Source organism: Streptomyces sp. NPDC005752 (genome assembly GCF_040630715.1).
Lineage (GTDB): Bacteria > Actinomycetota > Actinomycetes > Streptomycetales > Streptomycetaceae > Streptomyces.
On the sequence record NZ_JBEXYB010000031.1, the window covers coordinates 17,214 to 32,869 of the forward strand.

General features: G+C 71.0%; 14 protein-coding genes and 2 pseudogenes. 7 read left to right on the plus strand and 9 right to left on the minus strand.

Annotation, left to right across the window (positions count from 1 at the left end):
* Window positions 1-36 precede the first annotated feature (36 nt).
* The 8 genes from ABZ441_RS24520 to ABZ441_RS24555 all read right to left on the minus strand — a co-directional run bounded on the left by ABZ441_RS24520 (window position 37) and on the right by ABZ441_RS24555 (window position 8,288).
* Window positions 37-1,290: a methylaspartate mutase gene (locus ABZ441_RS24520; protein WP_358977875.1), complete on the minus strand. Its 1,254-nt coding sequence runs from the start codon at window positions 1,288-1,290 to the stop codon at window positions 37-39.
* Complete coding sequence (locus ABZ441_RS24525) at window positions 1,287-1,730, minus strand: cobalamin-dependent protein (RefSeq protein ID WP_358977877.1); 444 nt, start codon at window positions 1,728-1,730, stop codon at window positions 1,287-1,289. The genes ABZ441_RS24520 and ABZ441_RS24525 overlap by 4 nt, the downstream gene beginning before the upstream one ends.
* A complete protein-coding gene (locus ABZ441_RS24530; RefSeq protein WP_358977879.1) occupies window positions 1,730-2,968 on the minus strand; it encodes a type III PLP-dependent enzyme in 1,239 nt (412 codons plus the stop codon). The genes ABZ441_RS24525 and ABZ441_RS24530 overlap by 1 nt, the downstream gene beginning before the upstream one ends.
* Entirely contained in the window at window positions 2,965-4,491 is a 1,527-nt protein-coding gene (locus tag ABZ441_RS24535; protein ID WP_358977881.1) for an AMP-binding protein, read from the minus strand. The genes ABZ441_RS24530 and ABZ441_RS24535 overlap by 4 nt, the downstream gene beginning before the upstream one ends.
* Window positions 4,488-6,056, minus strand: coding sequence for an AMP-binding protein (locus ABZ441_RS24540; protein WP_358978033.1), 1,569 nt, complete (start codon window positions 6,054-6,056; stop codon window positions 4,488-4,490). The genes ABZ441_RS24535 and ABZ441_RS24540 overlap by 4 nt, the downstream gene beginning before the upstream one ends.
* A 25-nt stretch (window positions 6,057-6,081) precedes the next feature.
* Window positions 6,082-6,333, minus strand: coding sequence for a phosphopantetheine-binding protein (locus ABZ441_RS24545; RefSeq protein ID WP_358977883.1), 252 nt, complete (start codon window positions 6,331-6,333; stop codon window positions 6,082-6,084).
* A gap of 36 nt (window positions 6,334-6,369) precedes the next feature.
* Window positions 6,370-7,305 carry an acyltransferase domain-containing protein gene (locus ABZ441_RS24550; protein WP_358977885.1) on the minus strand — a complete coding sequence of 312 codons (936 nt, stop codon included), beginning with the start codon at window positions 7,303-7,305 and terminating at the stop codon, window positions 6,370-6,372.
* A gap of 65 nt (window positions 7,306-7,370) precedes the next feature.
* The gene (locus tag ABZ441_RS24555; RefSeq protein ID WP_358977887.1) at window positions 7,371-8,288 is read right to left on the minus strand and encodes a proline iminopeptidase-family hydrolase; all 918 of its coding nucleotides are present in this window, start codon (window positions 8,286-8,288) and stop codon (window positions 7,371-7,373) included.
* 356 nt (window positions 8,289-8,644) lie between these two features.
* On the opposite strand from ABZ441_RS24555, the gene ABZ441_RS24560 reads away from it, so the two are divergent.
* The 4 genes from ABZ441_RS24560 to ABZ441_RS24575 all read left to right on the plus strand — a co-directional run bounded on the left by ABZ441_RS24560 (window position 8,645) and on the right by ABZ441_RS24575 (window position 12,856).
* On the plus strand, window positions 8,645-9,877 hold the full coding sequence (locus ABZ441_RS24560; RefSeq protein WP_358977889.1) for a cytochrome P450: 1,233 nt from the start codon (window positions 8,645-8,647) through the stop codon (window positions 9,875-9,877).
* Between the two features lie 55 nt (window positions 9,878-9,932).
* The gene (locus ABZ441_RS24565) at window positions 9,933-11,168 is read left to right on the plus strand and encodes a cytochrome P450 (protein ID WP_358977891.1); all 1,236 of its coding nucleotides are present in this window, start codon (window positions 9,933-9,935) and stop codon (window positions 11,166-11,168) included.
* 26 nt (window positions 11,169-11,194) lie between these two features.
* A complete protein-coding gene (locus ABZ441_RS24570) occupies window positions 11,195-11,386 on the plus strand; it encodes a ferredoxin (RefSeq protein ID WP_358978035.1) in 192 nt (63 codons plus the stop codon).
* Window positions 11,387-11,494: 108 nt separating this feature from the next.
* Window positions 11,495-12,856 carry a methylmalonyl-CoA mutase family protein gene (locus ABZ441_RS24575; protein ID WP_358977893.1) on the plus strand — a complete coding sequence of 454 codons (1,362 nt, stop codon included), beginning with the start codon at window positions 11,495-11,497 and terminating at the stop codon, window positions 12,854-12,856.
* A gap of 63 nt (window positions 12,857-12,919) precedes the next feature.
* Here ABZ441_RS24575 and ABZ441_RS24580 read toward each other — a convergent pair whose 3' ends face one another.
* Entirely contained in the window at window positions 12,920-13,795 is an 876-nt protein-coding gene (locus ABZ441_RS24580; protein WP_358977895.1) for an SDR family oxidoreductase, read from the minus strand.
* Window positions 13,796-14,051: 256 nt separating this feature from the next.
* On the opposite strand from ABZ441_RS24580, the pseudogene ABZ441_RS24585 reads away from it, so the two are divergent.
* The 3 genes and pseudogenes from ABZ441_RS24585 to ABZ441_RS24595 all read left to right on the plus strand — a co-directional run.
* A pseudogene (locus ABZ441_RS24585) lies at window positions 14,052-14,321 on the plus strand (hypothetical protein); the annotation flags it as partial.
* Between the two features lie 212 nt (window positions 14,322-14,533).
* Window positions 14,534-14,965, plus strand: a complete 432-nt coding sequence (locus ABZ441_RS24590) for a hypothetical protein (RefSeq protein ID WP_358978036.1) — start codon at window positions 14,534-14,536, stop codon at window positions 14,963-14,965.
* 18 nt (window positions 14,966-14,983) lie between these two features.
* Window positions 14,984-15,646 (plus strand): annotated as a pseudogene (locus tag ABZ441_RS24595) (RHS repeat domain-containing protein); the annotation flags it as partial.
* Between the last annotated feature and the right edge of the window lie 10 nt (window positions 15,647-15,656).

The window sequence follows — 15,656 nt, forward strand, 5'->3', positions numbered from 1 at the left end:
GGCACCCCTAGGGGTGGGTCCGGGCTGTTCCCCGCATCACGGAAGGGCGTTGGGGTTATCGAACGAACGGCGTACGTAGGACAGGGAATCGAGCAGCCCCGCGGAGGTGACTGTGTGGGCCGGGCGGGATTCGACGACACCGGACAGCGGCATCTTTCCCACATCGGACCAGCACAGCCGGCCGTCCTCGGCGATATAGCTCCGACTCAGTCCGGCATTGTCGGGATGCAGGCAGTAGGGCACATCCAGCCGGCCTTCGGAGAACGCCTTCAGCAGTGCGGTGCCGAGGTCGTCGTCCAGGTTCAGCACCGCGTCGACCAGCGCGTATGCCTCGGCGTACGTCTCCGTCCCGGTGCCTTCCAAGGGGTTTTGGGCGGTGCGCTCGGCGACCGCGGCCGCGTATTCCAGTGCGGACACGTTCTCCGCCACCGACGGAATACGACGGGATTCCGCGACGGTCTTCACGATAAGACGCTCGGAGCCGCTCTCGACGGCCAGTTCGGCGGCCTGCGCGAGCAGCCCGCGGGCGCCTTGCTCGGTTTCCGGGAACAATCCCATGTAGGCGTAGACGACTACATGCCATTCGGTGTCCGAAAGGAACAGCGTGCACAGGCTGCGTAACGCTGCGACCGCTTCGGAGTCCTGACGCCGATTCGTCTGCTGGGCGTAACTCACCGAAATGCTCCGGATTCCGTGCCGGCGGAAGAACAGCGCCTCGAGCACGCTGACCGCGACGAGCAGGCCGGGCGGGCAGAGCTGGCCGAGCACGCACCCCCCGAAGGTCTCCAGGTGCGGTTCGGCGCCGGTCCGGCGGAACGTGGCGAGCAGTTCGCAGGATTCCGTCCAGTGGACGACGGACTCGCGCAACGGGACTCTGCCGTAGGGGAGGCAGTAGGAGACGGGCCCGCCCTCCGAGGCGTCGAGCCCCACGGCTGTCAGGGCCCGGAAGATGTGCTGGGGCGCTGCCGATCCGTGCCGCACCTGTACCGGGAACCGCGGACCGTGGATGCCGTCGAGGACCCGGCGGGTGGTGGCCGTCTCGTGGCTCACGAGCGGATAGCCGTTGAGGTCGACCCCCTCCAGGACGGCGAGTTGAGCCGACTCCAGGTCGCCGACCCGGGTGTAGCTGTCCAGGGTGAGGGTGCCGACGGTCGTCGCGTCGGCGTCCCGGGTGGCGAGCAGCCCGGCGCGCATGCGCTGCGGGCTGCTCATTCCCATCCGGGGCTGCACCACGAGCCGGCCGGCGTCGTGGGCCCGGCGCACGAACGCACCGAATCCGGCACCGGTCACACCAGGGCCCGCTGGGGCAGGGCGTCGAGCATCCGGCGGAAGGCCGCGATGCCGTCGGCTGTCTCCTCGAACACCGCGTCGTAACCGGCCGCGCGCAGTGCGGCCGCCTCCTCGTCGCCACAGGGTCCGGCGATGCCGAGCTTGCCGCCGATGACGACGGGCACGCCACTGAGGCCGGGGTGCTCGCGCAGCCGGGTGACGGTGCGCATGCCGTCGTGGTAACCGTGCCCGTTGACGCTGCTGATCACGACCAGCGCGGGGTCGCGCACGAGAGTCTCACCGATCAGCAGGTCCTCGGGGACGCAGGGGCCGAGATTGACCACGCGGTGGCCGTGCTCCTCGATCAGGAGCTGGAGGTAGACGAGGTTCCAGGTGTGCGAGTCGGAGATGCCGCCCGCCACGAGGACGGGCTGGTCACCGGGGGTGGGGGGATTGCTCATCACAGGGCCTGTCCGTGTTCGTAGGTTCGGGTGTGCTCGATGCGGGAGACGGAGACGAGGTCGTCACCGCGGACGACGATCTCCGTGGGGGCGGGCCTGCCGAGGAACATCAGGAGACTGGCGGTGGGCCCGTAGGAACCGGCGTTGGGGACGGTCAGTAGGTCGCCGGGGGCCGGGTCGGACAGCGGTACCTGGCGTCCGAGCAGATCGCCCGGCGTGCACAGCGGTCCGGCGAGGTGGGCCGGGACGCCGTCGGTTCCGACGGACTCGTGCGGCTCGATGGAGACCGGCAGGATGCGGCCGAGACCGGACATGCCGCCGAAGGTGTTGATGCCGGCGTCGAGGACGACGTAGCGGGTGCCCCGGCTGTCCTTGACGTTGACGACGCTGGTGAGAAGGGTGCCGCTGTCGGCGACCAGGTACCGTCCCGACTCGCAGGCGATGCGCGGGGCGCCGTCGCGCCAGCCCGGGAAGTGCTCGTCGAGCGACGTGGCCAGGGCTTCGCGCAGTCGGCCGTAGACCGGCCGCCGTCCCTGTACCGCGTACGGTGCGGCGAAGCCTCCGCCGAGGTCGATGATGCGGAAGTCGACGCCCAGGTCCCGCTGGAGTGCGGCGGCGGTGGCGATGGTGTGCTGGAACTCGGCGATGAGGCTCGCCTCGTCCTTGGCGTTGCTCAGCGGGAAGAAGTGCAGCCCGACGAGGGTGGTGCCGGGTACGTCGCGCAGTTCCGCGGCGAGGCCGGGCAGGTGCTCGCCGTCGAAACCGAACTGTGAGGGCACCCCGGTCATGCGGATGCTGGTGGCCGCGGCCCCGGTGGGGTTGTTGACCCGGATCAGGCAGTCGGCGTCGATGCCGAGCCGTACGGCCGTGTCGCCGACGCGCCGCAGGTCGCCGGGCGACTCCACGGAGAACGTCCGCACGCCCAGGGTCATGACCTCGGCCAGCTCCTCGGTGGTCTTGCCGGGGCCGGTGTACAGGATCTCGCTTCCCTCGTAGCCGGCCCGCAGCACGGCGTCGAGTTCCCCGACGGAGCTGATCTCCGCGCGGCAGACACGGGGGCCGCCGGCCCGCATCTCGCGCAGGATCTCGGGGTGCGGGTTGGCCTTGGCCGCGTAGTACACGGCGACCTCGTCGGGCAGCGCGGCGAACAGTTCGTCCCGTGCCGCCGCGACCCGGTCCAGGTCGTAGACGTAGGAGGGGGTGCCGAAGCGCCGGGCGAGGTCGGTGGTGCCGGTCACGGCGTGGTTCCTTCCAGAAGGCTGAGGAGCTGCTTGCGGTCGTGCTTTCCGTGCGCGGTCAGCGGCAGTTCGTCGACGACACGGCTGACGCCGGGCACCTTGGCGGGCTCGAGCCGGAGGGACAGTTCCCGGAGCAGCACGTGCGGGTCGATGCCGCCCTCGGCGAAGACCGCGAGGTCGCGGCCGGGGGCGGGTGGCAGGACCGCGGCGGCGCGGACACCGGGTACGTCCGTGGCCGCGGCCTCGATCTCGGTGGTGCTCATGCGGACGCCCTTGTGCTTGAACACGTCGTCCCGGCGGCCCTCGTAGTACAGGAACCCGTCCTCGTCGACGTGTCCGAAGTCGCCGGTGTGCAGCCGCAGTCCACCGTCGGGCGCGGGCCGGAAGGCGCGTGCGGTCTGCTCGGGCGCGCGCCAGTAGCCGGGCATGACATGGGGGCCCTCGACGACGATCTCCCCGGTCTGCCAGGGCGGCAGCGCGTTGCCCTCGTCGTCGACGGTGAAGGCCCGGGTGCCGGGCAGCGGACGGCCGACGGACTCGGGGCGGGCGTCCTGCTGGTCGGGCGGCAGGACGGAGACGCGCTTGCACTCGGTCTGGCCGAACTGGATGACCACCTCGGATCCGGGGAAGGCCGTGCGGAGGCCGTCGGCGGTGGTCTTGGGCAGCGCGGCCCCGGTGTTGGTGAACATGCGGACGGTGGAGTCCTGCCGCGGTTCACGTTCGGCCAGCGCGCAGATCATGGTGGCCAGGGACGGCACGATGGGGACGACGGTGGCCCCCGTCTCCCGGATGCGGCGCAGCAGCACCAGGTCGGACTCGCCGTCGGCGAGCACGATCTCGCTGCGGCCCGCCGCGGTGAGCAGCACCTTGTAGAGGCCGTAGTCCCAGGAGATGGGGAAGCGGCAGAAGACCACGTCGTCGGGGCGGTAGCCGAGTTCGAGGTTGATGGCCTCGGTGGCGAAGACCATCCGGCCGTGCGGGCAGACGACGGCCTTGGGGGCCGCCGTGGAGCCGGAGGTGTAGACGAGGACGGCGAGGTCGTCGCTGTGGACGGGAGCGCCGTCGCCCCGGGCCTCCTTGTCGCGCAGGTCGGTGACCGCCTGCCAGACCTCGTCCAGGCCGAGGACGGTGACCGGCCCGGCGAGCGTGGAGACGCGGGACACGGCGGTACCGTCGACGACCACCAGTGACGGCTCGGAGTTCTCGACGACGGCCCTGAGGTGGTAGTCCTTCATGCCGGTGTTGACGGGGACGAGGACGGCGCCGCGGCGGGCGGTACCGTACAGCAGGGCGACGAGCTCACGGGTGCTGGCCAGTTGCACCAGGACGCGGTCGCCGTGGCCGACGCCCTGGGCCTGGAGCCACGCGTCGACGGCGTGACTCCAGGCGGTGAGCTCCCGGTAGGTCCACCGCCCGGTGCCGTCGGCGACCGCCGCCGCGTCCGGGTGCTCGGCGGTGGCCTCGTCGAGCAGGTCGTGTATCCGGGCGTCGGTGCGGGCCTGCGCTGTCGGTTCACCGTTCACTGCGACTCCTGCCGTCCTTCGGTCCTGGTCCCGGCTCCGGCGGGCTGCTGTCGCAGGGCCGCGGCGCGGGAGGTGAGCTTCCTACGGTCGGTCTTGCGGTTGGGGTTGAGCGGAAGTGTGTCCAGGTGGTGGTAGGCCCGGGGGACGACCGCGGCCGGCAGCAGTTCCCTCAGGTGACGGGCGAGCCGGGCGGGCGGCACCGGGTCGCCGGTGTGGAAGACGGCGAGTTCGACCGTGCCGTCCACGGGGACCGCGACGGTCACCGCGTCCTCGACGCCTGGGCAGCGGCGTACCGCGGCGTCGACCTCGGCCAGTTCCGTCCGTATGCCGTGTACCTGGACCTGGGCGTCCTGGCGGCCCAGGTACAGCAGGCCGTCGCTGTCGGTGCTGCGGACCCGGTCGCCGGTGCGGTAGTAGCGCAGACCGTCCCGTTCCAGGAAGCGTCCGGTGTCGTCGGCCGGGTCGAGGTAGCCGGGGGTCAACTGGGGCCCCGCGATGCACAGTTCGCCCTCGCCGGTCGTGCTCGGCGAGCCGGTGGCGTCCAGCAGCAGTACCGCGTGGCCCGGGTGCACGGCCCCGATCGGCACCATTCCGTGCAGGTGCCGGCGGCCCGGCTGCCAGCGGTGCGCGGTGACGGTGACGGTCAGCTCGGTCGGCCCGTAGATGTTCTCCAGCACCGTGCCGGAGGCCGCGGCCGCCCAGTCCTCGGCGTCCCGGCAGCTGAGCGCCTCCCCCGCGAAGAAGCTCCTGCGCAGCGAGGCCAGCGCACCGGGTGCGAGGCCGCCGGTGCGCCGCACCAGGGAGATCGCGCTGGGTGTGGAGAACCACACGGTCATCCCCTGCTCGGCCACGAACTCGGGCAGCCGCGCGTACTCCCGCGCGGGGACGGGTACGACGGTGGCTCCGGCCCCCCAGGCGCAGAACAGGTCGAACATCGCGCAGTCGAAGTTGAGGTCGAAGGTCTGCGAGAAGACGTCCTCCGGGCCGAAGTCGTACCGCTCGTCGAGCAGGGAGAAGTAGTGCGCGGTGTTGGCGTGGGTGACCGGCACGCCCTTGGGCCGGCCGGTGGAGCCGGAGGTGAACAGCACGTAGGCGGTGTCGTCCGGGCGGGAGGGCATCGGTGCCTTCAGCACACTGCCGGGGTCGACGGCGAGCTCCGGCATCGGCTGCCCGCCGGGGGCGAACAGGGTGGGCAGGGTGACGCCGTCCCGGTGCAGCGCGGTCAGCGCGGGCAGGGCGTCGTCGTCGGCGAGCAGGGCGCCCACACCGGCGGTCTCGATCATCTGCCGGGTGCGGGCGGCGGGGAAGGCCGGCTGCAGGGGGACGACGGTGACCCCGCTGTAGAGGCCGGCCAGCAGACTCGTGTAGGCCGACGGTCCCTTGCCGGCCAGCACGCCCACGGCGGGCGGCCGGCCGGGAAGGCCGGACAGCAGGGAGCCGGCGAGCAGGAGGACCCGCTCGTGCAGCTCGCGGTAGGTGAGGGCGGCGCCGTCGGCCCGCAGCGCGGGCCGGTCGGGCGCCAGGGCCAGCCCGCGCAGGAACCGTCCGGACAGGGCTCCGTCCATGGTGGCGTCCAAGGGGTCCGTCCCGTCAGCTCGTGGTGCGCTGGAGCATGCTCTCGACGGTCTCCCACAGCACGCCCGCGCTGCGGAAGGTGCCCATGGTCAGCGCGCTGTCACGGAAGCGCACCTGGTACGCCTCCTCCAGCGTGCCGAGCAGCTGGACCATGCCCAGCGAGTCCAGGCCGAGGTCCTTCAGCTCCTCGTCGGTGGTCAGCGGCTCCTGCGGGGGCAGGAAGGGCAGGAAGGTGCGGAGTATCTCTTCGAACTGGGCGTCCCACATGGGTGTGCCTCCTGTGGTCGGGGCGGATCAAACGGTTCAGGCGGCGCGCGAACGGCGCCGTGGGGTCATCGCCAGGCGGGGGTGCGCGGCGACGACGTCGAAGGTGCTGGTGGTACAGGGGACCCGGCCGAAGAGACTGTCGGGGCCGGCGACGCACACGCGCCGGACTCCGGCGTCCCGCAGGGCGGTGGTGACGCTCGGCCAGTTCATGGGGTGGTCGAAGCCGTCGAGCAGCATGGTGCGCAGTTCGACACCTGTGTGCAGCAGCCTGCCGTCCTGGTCGGCGACGACCGGGAGCGCGGGGTCGGCGAAGGTGTAGCGGGAGATGACTTCGCGTTCCGCCTTGGCGCGCAGCGGCGCGAACGCCGACGCGTGCATGGGGGGCCGCATGGTGTAGAGGGGAAGACTCCCGATGCCTCGCAGCCGCTCGCACATCCACTCCACGCGGTGTTCGGCCAGGGAGACCATCCAGAAGCCGTCGTCGATGTGGCAGGAGATCTCGTGCCACTCGCCCGCCTCGTCGAGTTCGGCGAGGATCGTGTCCAGTTCCTCGCGCGGGGCGCGGACGAAGGACAGGGTGACGATGTCCTCGTGGTGTTCGGCGAAGTACGACTCGAGACACCGCGCGATCTCGGCGGTGAGCCGGACCGCGTCGGCCAGATCGAGGGAGCCGGTGTAGGCGAGGGCCGCCTTCTCCCCGAAGCTGGGGCCGGCCACGATGTCGGGGGCGACGTCCAGGTGCTCGGTCGCCCAGTACGCGCTGGCCAGGCAGTTCACGAAGAAGGCGACCTGGGCGGCCTCCGAGTAGTCGCCCTCGGAGCGGCGGAAGGCGTCCACCAGCGAGTAACCGAGGGCGTCGTCGGCGACGGCGACCAGGTCCCGGGCCACGGGGTTGGCCACCATGAAGCGGCCCACCTCGGCGAACGGGACGGGCCCCATGCCGGGAAAGACGAGAGCGGTGTCGTACGCCATGGCGGTGTCCCCGCCTCCTCTCACGGTGGTCTGCGACGTCCGGGCCGGCGTCGTGGCGTGGCGTGTCACAGGCCGGCGAGGAAGTCGGTGAGCACCTCGAAGAACCGGTCCGGTTCCTCCAGGTGCGGCAGGTGGCTGGACTCCTCGAAGATCTCCCAGCGGGCCCCGGGGACACGGTCCATGTAGGGCTGGACGACAGCCGGGGTGGCCTCGTCGTGACGTCCGCTCAGGAGCAGCGTGGGCGTGCTGATGGTGTGCAGTTCGTCGACGATCGACCAGTCCTTCAGGGAACCGATCACGTGGAACTCGGTGGGACCGTTCATCGCGTAGTAGACCGTCGGGTCGTTGTAGGTCTCCATGAAGGAGGAGAGGAAGTCGCGGGGCCACGGCGTGAGGCGGCACACGTGGCGGTCGTAGAAGACGCGCATCGCGGCCAGGTACTCCTCGGACTCGTAGGTGCCGGCCGTCTCGTGGCGCACCAGAGTCGCCTGTACGTCCGGCGGCAGGGAGGCCCGCAGCCGCGCCATCTCCTGGAGCCAGATGGGGTACGAGGCGGGCGCGTTGGCGACGACCAGGCCGCGCAGTCCGGGGGGACGGCCCATGGCGTGCCGTGCGCTCAGCGGGCCGCCCCAGGACTGGCCGTACAGGACGTAGTCGTCGGCGATGCCCAGTTCCCTCACGAGATTGCCGAGTTCGTCGAGGAACAGGTCGACCGTCCAGAAGTCCGGTGCGCTGTCGGGGAGGTGGGTGGAGCCGCCGTTGCCCAGCTGGTCGTAGTGGACGACCGGCCAGCCGTCCTCGGCGAGGCGGGCCAGCGACAGCAGGTAGTCGTGCGTACTGCCGGGGCCGCCGTGGACGACGACGACCGCGGGGCGTCCCGTCCCGAGTTCCCCGGTGACCCGGTACCAGGTCCGGTACTCCCCGAAGGGGACGGTGCCCTTGACGCTGGGGACGAGACCCTGCGCACTGGGTTTCGGGGACACGCTGATCACCTCTGCTCGGCTGCGGAGTGCGACGGCCGTCCGGTCGGAGGGCCGGCCGGGACCGCGGAGTGTGGTGCTGGGCGAACCGTGCTTCCGCCGTGGTCCGCAGCCGACGCTAACCGCGGCCCAGACGTTCGACGGACCCCTAACCGCCCCTAGTGGTAGGGGGAGTGACCGGTACCACGGCCGCACACCTTCGGGGGCCGTGCCGCTAGGGGCACATAGGGGTGGGCCGCCCCCGGCGCCGCTCCTTAGCGTGCGGGAAACGGCCGGCGGAAGCCGCGCCGGCGCCGAGCCCGGAGCCCTCCCCCGTGGTGAACGGCGCGGCCCGCCCCCTCCCGTGCGAAGAGGACACCATGACTGCACCTGCCGAAGCGGCCGCCGAGGGCGCCCTCCCGGAGTTCCCGATGCGCCGGGCCTGCCCCTTCAGTCCGCCGGCCGCCTACACCGAGCTGCGCGAGAACGAACCGGTCTCCCGGGCGCAGCTGAAGGTCAACGGCAAGCCGACCTGGCTGGTCACCCGCCACGACCTGTACAAGAAGGTGCTCGGTGACGCGCGGGTGAGCGCCAACCTGAAGCTGCCGGGCTACCCGCTCCAGGTGCCGGTGCCGGAGGAGATCCTCCAGTCGGTCCCCCTCACCTTCCTCTCCATGGACCCGCCCGACCACACCGTGCAACGCCGCATGCTGGCACCGGAGTTCAGCGTGCGTCGGATGCGCGAGCTGCGCGCCCGGGTGCAGGAGCTCGTGGACGAGCAGATCGACGAGATGCTCGCCAAGGGCTGCGACAGCCCGGTGGACCTCGTCACGGCGCTCGCGCTGCCGGTGCCGTCCCTGGTGATCTGTGAGCTGCTCGGCGTCCCCTACGAGGACCACGCCCGGTTCGAGCAGTGGGCGTGGGCCATCATGAACCACGAGGTCAGCGACGAGGACCGGGGCATGGCCCACTACGAGCTGGACCGCTACGTCGACGGGCTGGTCACCGCGAAGGAGAGCGAGCCCGGCGACGACATGATCAGCCGGCTGATCGCGTTCAACAGGGAGACCCCGGCGGTGGAGCACTCGGACATCGCCAGCATGTCCAAGCTGATGCTGGTCACCGGTCACGAGACCACGGCGAACATGATCGCGCTGGGTGTGCTGGCCCTGCTGGAGCACCCGGACCAGCTGGCCGCCGTGCGCGAGGATCCCGAGCTGATGCCAGGCGCGGTGGAGGAGCTGCTGCGTCTGTTCTCCATCTCGGACGCCGGTACGGCGCGCGTGGCCATGGAGGACATCGAGCTGGGGGATGTCACCATCCGAGCCGGTGACGGCATCCTCCCGCTGAACAACGCCGCCAACCACGACGAGACGGTCTTCCCCGACGCGGACCGGCTGGACGTGCGCCGTGAGGCCCGCAGCCACGTGGCCTTCGGGTACGGCGTCCACCAGTGCGTCGGCCAGAACCTCGCCCGGATGGAACTCGACGTCGTCTACTCCACGCTGCTGCGCCGGGTGCCGACGCTGCGCCTGGCCACGCCGTCCGACGAACTGCGCTTCAAGGACGACGCCATCGTCTGGGGCCTGTACGAGCTGCCCGTCACCTGGTGACGCCAGGTACCCCGATGAGCACCCCTTTCCCCATCGTTCCGTTCGAGAGGCAGCCATGACCCAGTCCGCAGACCCGGCGCACGAGACGGCGTCGCCGTATCCGCAGTTCCCGATGCGACGCACCTGCCCGTTCAGCGAGCCGGGTGAGTACGCCGGGCTGCGCGCGGACGAGCCCGTGTCGCGTGCCTCGCTCAAGGTCAACGGCAAGGAAACCTGGCTGGTCACCCGGCACGAGCACGTCAAGCAGGTCCTCGGGGACCCGCGCGTGAGTTCCAATCTCAAGCGCCCCGGCTACCCGCACCAGTTCCACATCTCCGAGGAAATGCTGGCCCATGTCCGGCTGATGTTGCTGTCCATGGACCCGCCGGACCACACCGCGCAACGCCGCATGCTGATACCGGAGTTCACGGCGCGGCGGACGAAGGAGATGCGCCCGCGGATCCAGGAGATCGTCGACGAGCGCATCGACGCCATGCTGGCCGCGGGCGGCCCCGTGGACCTGGTCCAGGCCCTCGCCCTGCACGTGCCCTCCCTGACCATCTGTGAACTGCTCGGCGTCCCCTACGGGGACCACGCCCAGTTCGAGGAGTGGTCGGCGGCCCTCATGAACCACGACCTGAGCCCCGAGGAGTACGGGGCGGCGGTACAGGCCCTGGACATGTACCTCGACAAGCTGGTCACCCTCAAGGAGACCGAGCCGGGTGACGACCTGATCAGCCGTTTCCTGGAGAAGAACCGCACCGAGCAGGCAGCCGACCACGTCGACGTGGTGACCATGGCCCGGATGATGCTGGTGGGCGGCCACGAGACGACGGCCAACATGATCGCGCTCGGTGTGCTGGCCCTGCTGGAGCACCCGGACCACATGGCCGAGCTCCGGTCGGACCCCTCGTTGCTGCCGAACGCGATCGAGGAGTTGCTCCGGGTCTTCTCCATCTCGGACTCGGGCACCGCACGCGTCGCGGTCGAGGACATCGAGGTGGGCGGCGTCACCATCCGCGCCGGTGAGGGCATCCTCGCGCTGAACAACGCCGCCGACCACGACGAGACGGTCTTCGCCGACCCCGGCACCCTCGACTTCCACCGCAAGGAGGCGCGCAGCCATCTCGCCTTCGGGTACGGGATCCACCAGTGCATGGGCGCGAACCTGGCCCGCGCGGAGCTGGAGATCGTGTACGGCACCCTGCTGCGCCGTGTTCCGGGCCTCAGGCTGGCCGTGCCCGCGGAGGAACTGCGGTACAAGGACGACGCCATGGTCTACGGCGTCTACGAGCTGCCCGTCACCTGGTGACGGCCGATCCGATCGGAATGACTGCCATGCGTGTCACCACGGACCACGACCGGTGTGTGGGCTCCGGCCAGTGCGCGATGCAGAGCCCTGAGGTCTTCGACCAGGACGACGACGGTCTCGTCGTCGTCCTCCAGGAGAAGCCGGGGGCGGACCTGCTGGAAGAAGTCCACCGCGCGGCGGAACTGTGCCCGTCACAGTCCATCCACGTGACCGGCTGACCCGACCCCGGACTCGGCGCGCCGTGGTGCCGTGCGGGCGTCGCCCGGCACCAGGGCGCGGGTGCGGCATCACGGCGCGCACGACGACGACGACCGAGGACGTGACCCGTGGTGACGAACCGACCTCGCTCCTCCGCATCGGGACTGCCCGTCGAGCCGGTCCACGCGCCCGGCACCGGGCCGGGCCGGCCGTACGGGTTGGACCGGTACACCGGTTCCGGCACCGCGAAGGAGTCCAACACCCGGTACAGGCAGCTGATCGCCGGCGGCACGACGGCCCTGTCGGTCGCCTTCGACCTGCCCACCCGGATGGGTCACGACTCGGACGCCCCCGTCGCCACCGGCGAGGTCGGCAGGACCGGCGTGGCCGTCGACTCCATCGACGACATGCGCGTCCTCTTCGGCGGGATACCGCTGGACAGGGTCTCCACCTCGCTGACGGTCGACGCCCCCGCGCCGCTGCTGCTCCTGCTCTACCAACTGGTCGCGGAGGAGCAGGGGGTCGCAGCCGGTCTGCTCACGGGCGCGGTCCGGAACGACGTGCTGCAGGAGTACGTCGCGCGCGGGACGTACATCTTCCCGCCGAAACCGTCGCTGCGGCTGGCCGCTGACGTCTTCACCTACTGCAGGGCCGAGATCCCGCAGTGGAACACGATCTCGGTCTCCGGCCACCGCATGGCCGAGGCGGGCGCGTCGTCCGTGCAGGAGATCGCGTTCACCCTGGCCGACGGCATCGAGTACGTGCGCACGGCGGTCGCGGCCGGTATGGACGTCGACGAGTTCGCGCCGCGGCTCTCCTTCCTCTTCATGGCCCGCACGACATTCCAGGAGGAAGCCGCCATGTTCAGTGCCGCGCGCCGGATCTGGGCGCGGGTGATGCGGGAGGAGTTCGGGGCGAGGAACCCCGGATCCCTGATGCCGCGCTTCCGGGCGCAGGCCGCGGGCGGGCAGTTCACCGCGCGGCGGCCCGAGGCCGATCCGGTCCGGGTCGCCCCGCAGGAGCCGGGCGTGTCCCGCATCGGCGGGACCATCGACGACGTCGAGGCGGCAGCGGTCGAACTGATGCGGAGAATCGAGGACTTCGGTGGGGCCGTCGCAGCCATCGAACACGGCTACCAGACAGGCGAGATCGAGGGCAACGCCTGCCGCGCCGTCGAGGAGGCCGACTCCGGCGAGCACTTCGCCGTCCAGGTCAACCGCTTCCGGCTCGGCGAGGGAGAGTTCCACGAGCCCTTCCTCATCGCCCCCTGCATCGAGGACCGCCAAGCCGAACGTCTCGCCAAACTCCGCGCCTGGCGGGACCAGGACCGGGTGGACCGCCACCTCGCCGGCCTGCAGAAGGCGGCGGCCGGGGACGACAGCGTGCTGTACCCGATGAAGGACGCCCTGTCCGTCGGGGCCACCGTGGGCGAGGTCTGCGACGCGTTGCGCGAGATCTGGGGCACATGTGCACCGAGCGGTCCCGTCTGACCGGACGTCAGACGGGTCGGGCCTGCCGGAGCACGCGGCCGGCACGACCGGCGCGGAGGCGCCTCACTCCGGGCCGCCCGCTCCGGGCCGGGGGCCGACGAGGGACTGGGCCTGCTGGAGGAAGAGCGGCAGCCACTGCTCGTAGGAAGCGGTGCCCAGGTACTCCAGTGCCGTCTCCGCGTCCTTGCCGACGGGCGTGTGCAGCGGCGTCCCGGGGTCGTCGACGGCGGCGACGACCGCCTCGGCCACTTCGCCGCAGTCACCGGCGCCCTCCTGCACCCGGGCGAGGAACCGCGCGGTCCACGCCCGGTCGGCGGTGTACGGGTCGGCCGCGGACGGGCCCGGCGGGACGGTGCCCACGGAGCTGTCGCGGTTGATGCGAGAGGCGAAGCTGCCGGGCTCGAGGCATACCACCCGGATCCCGAAGGGCCGTACCTCCGCGGAGAGCGCCTCGCTGAGCGTGCCCAGGGCAGCCTTGCTGGCGGCGTAGAAACCGCCGTGCGGCACGGCGAACGTACGGCCGGCGAGGGAGGAGACGTTGACGATGACGCCGCTGCCACGTGCGCGCATGCCCGGCAGTACCGCCCGCACGGTGCGCAGCGGCCCCCAGAGGTTGGTCTCCAGCACCGCGCGCGCATCGTCCTGCGGCATGGTCTCGACGGTCCCTGTGCGGTCGATGCCGGCGTTGTTGACCAGCACGTCGATGGCGCCGTGCTGTTCCTGCACCCCGTGGACGGCGGCGGCGACAGAGGCGTCGTCGGTGACATCGAGCCGGGGCACGTCCAGGGTGAGGTTCTCGGCCCGGGCACGGCCGAGCAGTTCACCTGCGGTGGCGGGATCGCGTACACAAGCGTGGACGCGGTCCCCCCTGCGGGCGAACGCCAAGGCGGTCTCCAGGCCGATACCGCTGCTGCAACCGGTGATGAGGACCGACGTCATGGTTAACCGCCTGCTTTCAGGGCGTCGGGTGGCGGGATTCGGTCGGCAGCCTACGAACGCTCCCCTCGGGCCGCAGCCCCTACTTCCCCCTACGCGGTCGGCGGGTTCGTGCGCGGCGGTGCAGCCGGTCGCGCCGACGGCGTTCCTCTCCCGGCTCAGCACCTCGATAACCGTCCGCCGAACTGCCGCTGCCAGAGGGTCTGTTCGGCCGCGCTTCCGCCTCGGGCTGCCCGGGAACGCCGGTCCTGCTGGCGCGTCGCGTCTCGCGGGCGGCCAGGACACCCGCCCGGTCTTCCTCCTCTGCGGCCAGCGTGCCATCACACCCGGCCCCGTCCCGCTGTCTCATGCGCAACCACGAGAAGCTGCAACGCAAGCACCGTGGCGGCTCCTTCGTCCTCCTGCTGAAGGTCGTCAACTCCCCAGGCGTACGGCCCCGATGTCGTCGAGCCTGGTCGGCGACGTGACCCGCGCCGGGCAGGCCACGCCCCCCGCCGCACCCCGGGCCTCGCACCGCGCCACCGGCTGAGACCTGGGCGCGGCTCGACCATTTCTGCCCGAAGACCCACCGCGCGCGGCAACTCCACCTTCTCCGCGAAGAACCCCGCCCGCCCGGTCGTGGGAGTAGGAAGTGACGGTGCCGTCAACGTCTTTGGAAGTAACGCGGCCGGCGGCGTCCAGCCAGTGGGTGACGGTCTGGCCGAGCGCGTTGGTCCTGGCGAGGAATCTGCCGGCGAGCGGGTGGCGTGGCCGTCGACGGTTTCTGCGGCCAGGCGCCCCATCCCGTCGTATTCCATCATCAGGTTCGAGTGGGGTGAGCGGGCTGCGACGAGGTTGCCACATACGACGCCCATCGGCCGGTGCACCGGCCGGGTGACGCCGGGCGGAATCATCACCACCGAGGACTACGACGCGGCCGGCAACCGCATACGCATGACCGTCGCCGGCCGCCCCCTCGACTTCACCCACGACGCCCTGGGCCAGGAAGTGGGCCGCACCACTGGCACCACCGAAGGTTCCTTGACCTTCACCACCAAGAGAGACCCGCTCGGCAGGATCCGCGAACACTCCTTGGCCGCCCAGGGGCGAACCCTGCGCCACCAGGCGTACACCTACGACGGCGACTACCTGACGGCGACGACCGACCGCGTCAAGGGCCATACCCGTACCTAACTTTCGGACGCCCGCGGACGGCCGCTCGACATCGAGGAGCCCGGCTGGCGAGAGAGCTATCGGTATGACAGCGAAGGCAACCAGACCGTGGCAGAGTGGCCCGACCGGGCGCCGCACCCGGAGTCCCGAGGTCTCCGCTCGTACGACGGAACACGGCTACGTACCGCCGGCGCACTGAGCTATACCTACGACGCCGCCGGCCGCATCATCGAGCGCCGCAAGAAGCGCCTGTCCCGCAAGCCTGACAACTGGCGCTACACCTGGGACGCGGAGGACAGACTGGTCTCCTGCACCACCCCGGACGGAGTGCTGTGGACCTACACCTACGACGCCCTCAGCCGACGGACCGCCAAACGGAAGCACGACGCCGACGGGTGCATCGTCGAGGAGACCCGGTTCACATGGGACGGCAGCCGTCTCGCGGAGCAGACCGACAGCGCCACCCGGACCAGGCTGACTTGGGAGTACGAGGGCAGCCACCCAATTGTCCAGACCGAACACCGCATCACCGCCCCGCCACCCCGCGGCGCGCCGGATCCCGAAGAACGACCGGACGCCGAGTCCGCCGGGTCCGACACCGACGCGCGGTTCTTCGCGATCGTCACAGACCTCGTCGGAACACCCACCGACCTCGTCGATGACGACGGGACCATCACCTGGCAAAGCCGCAGGGCCGAGTGGGGCAGCACCG

Bases quoted from the DNA above. Each gene is read 5' to 3' on its own strand.
- ABZ441_RS24540 (WP_358978033.1), bottom strand. From the start codon at position 6,056: ATGGACGGAGCCCTGTCCGGACGGTTCCTGCGCGGGCTGGCCCTGGCG.
- ABZ441_RS24570 (WP_358978035.1), top strand. From the start codon at position 11,195: ATGCGTGTCACCACGGACCACGACCGGTGTGTGGGCTCCGGCCAGTGC.
- ABZ441_RS24565 (WP_358977891.1), top strand. From the start codon at position 9,933: ATGACCCAGTCCGCAGACCCGGCGCACGAGACGGCGTCGCCGTATCCG.
- ABZ441_RS24545 (WP_358977883.1), bottom strand. From the start codon at position 6,333: ATGTGGGACGCCCAGTTCGAAGAGATACTCCGCACCTTCCTGCCCTTC.
- ABZ441_RS24550 (WP_358977885.1), bottom strand. From the start codon at position 7,305: ATGGCGTACGACACCGCTCTCGTCTTTCCCGGCATGGGGCCCGTCCCG.
- ABZ441_RS24525 (WP_358977877.1), bottom strand. From the start codon at position 1,730: ATGAGCAATCCCCCCACCCCCGGTGACCAGCCCGTCCTCGTGGCGGGC.
- ABZ441_RS24580 (WP_358977895.1), bottom strand. From the start codon at position 13,795: ATGACGTCGGTCCTCATCACCGGTTGCAGCAGCGGTATCGGCCTGGAG.
- ABZ441_RS24560 (WP_358977889.1), top strand. From the start codon at position 8,645: ATGACTGCACCTGCCGAAGCGGCCGCCGAGGGCGCCCTCCCGGAGTTC.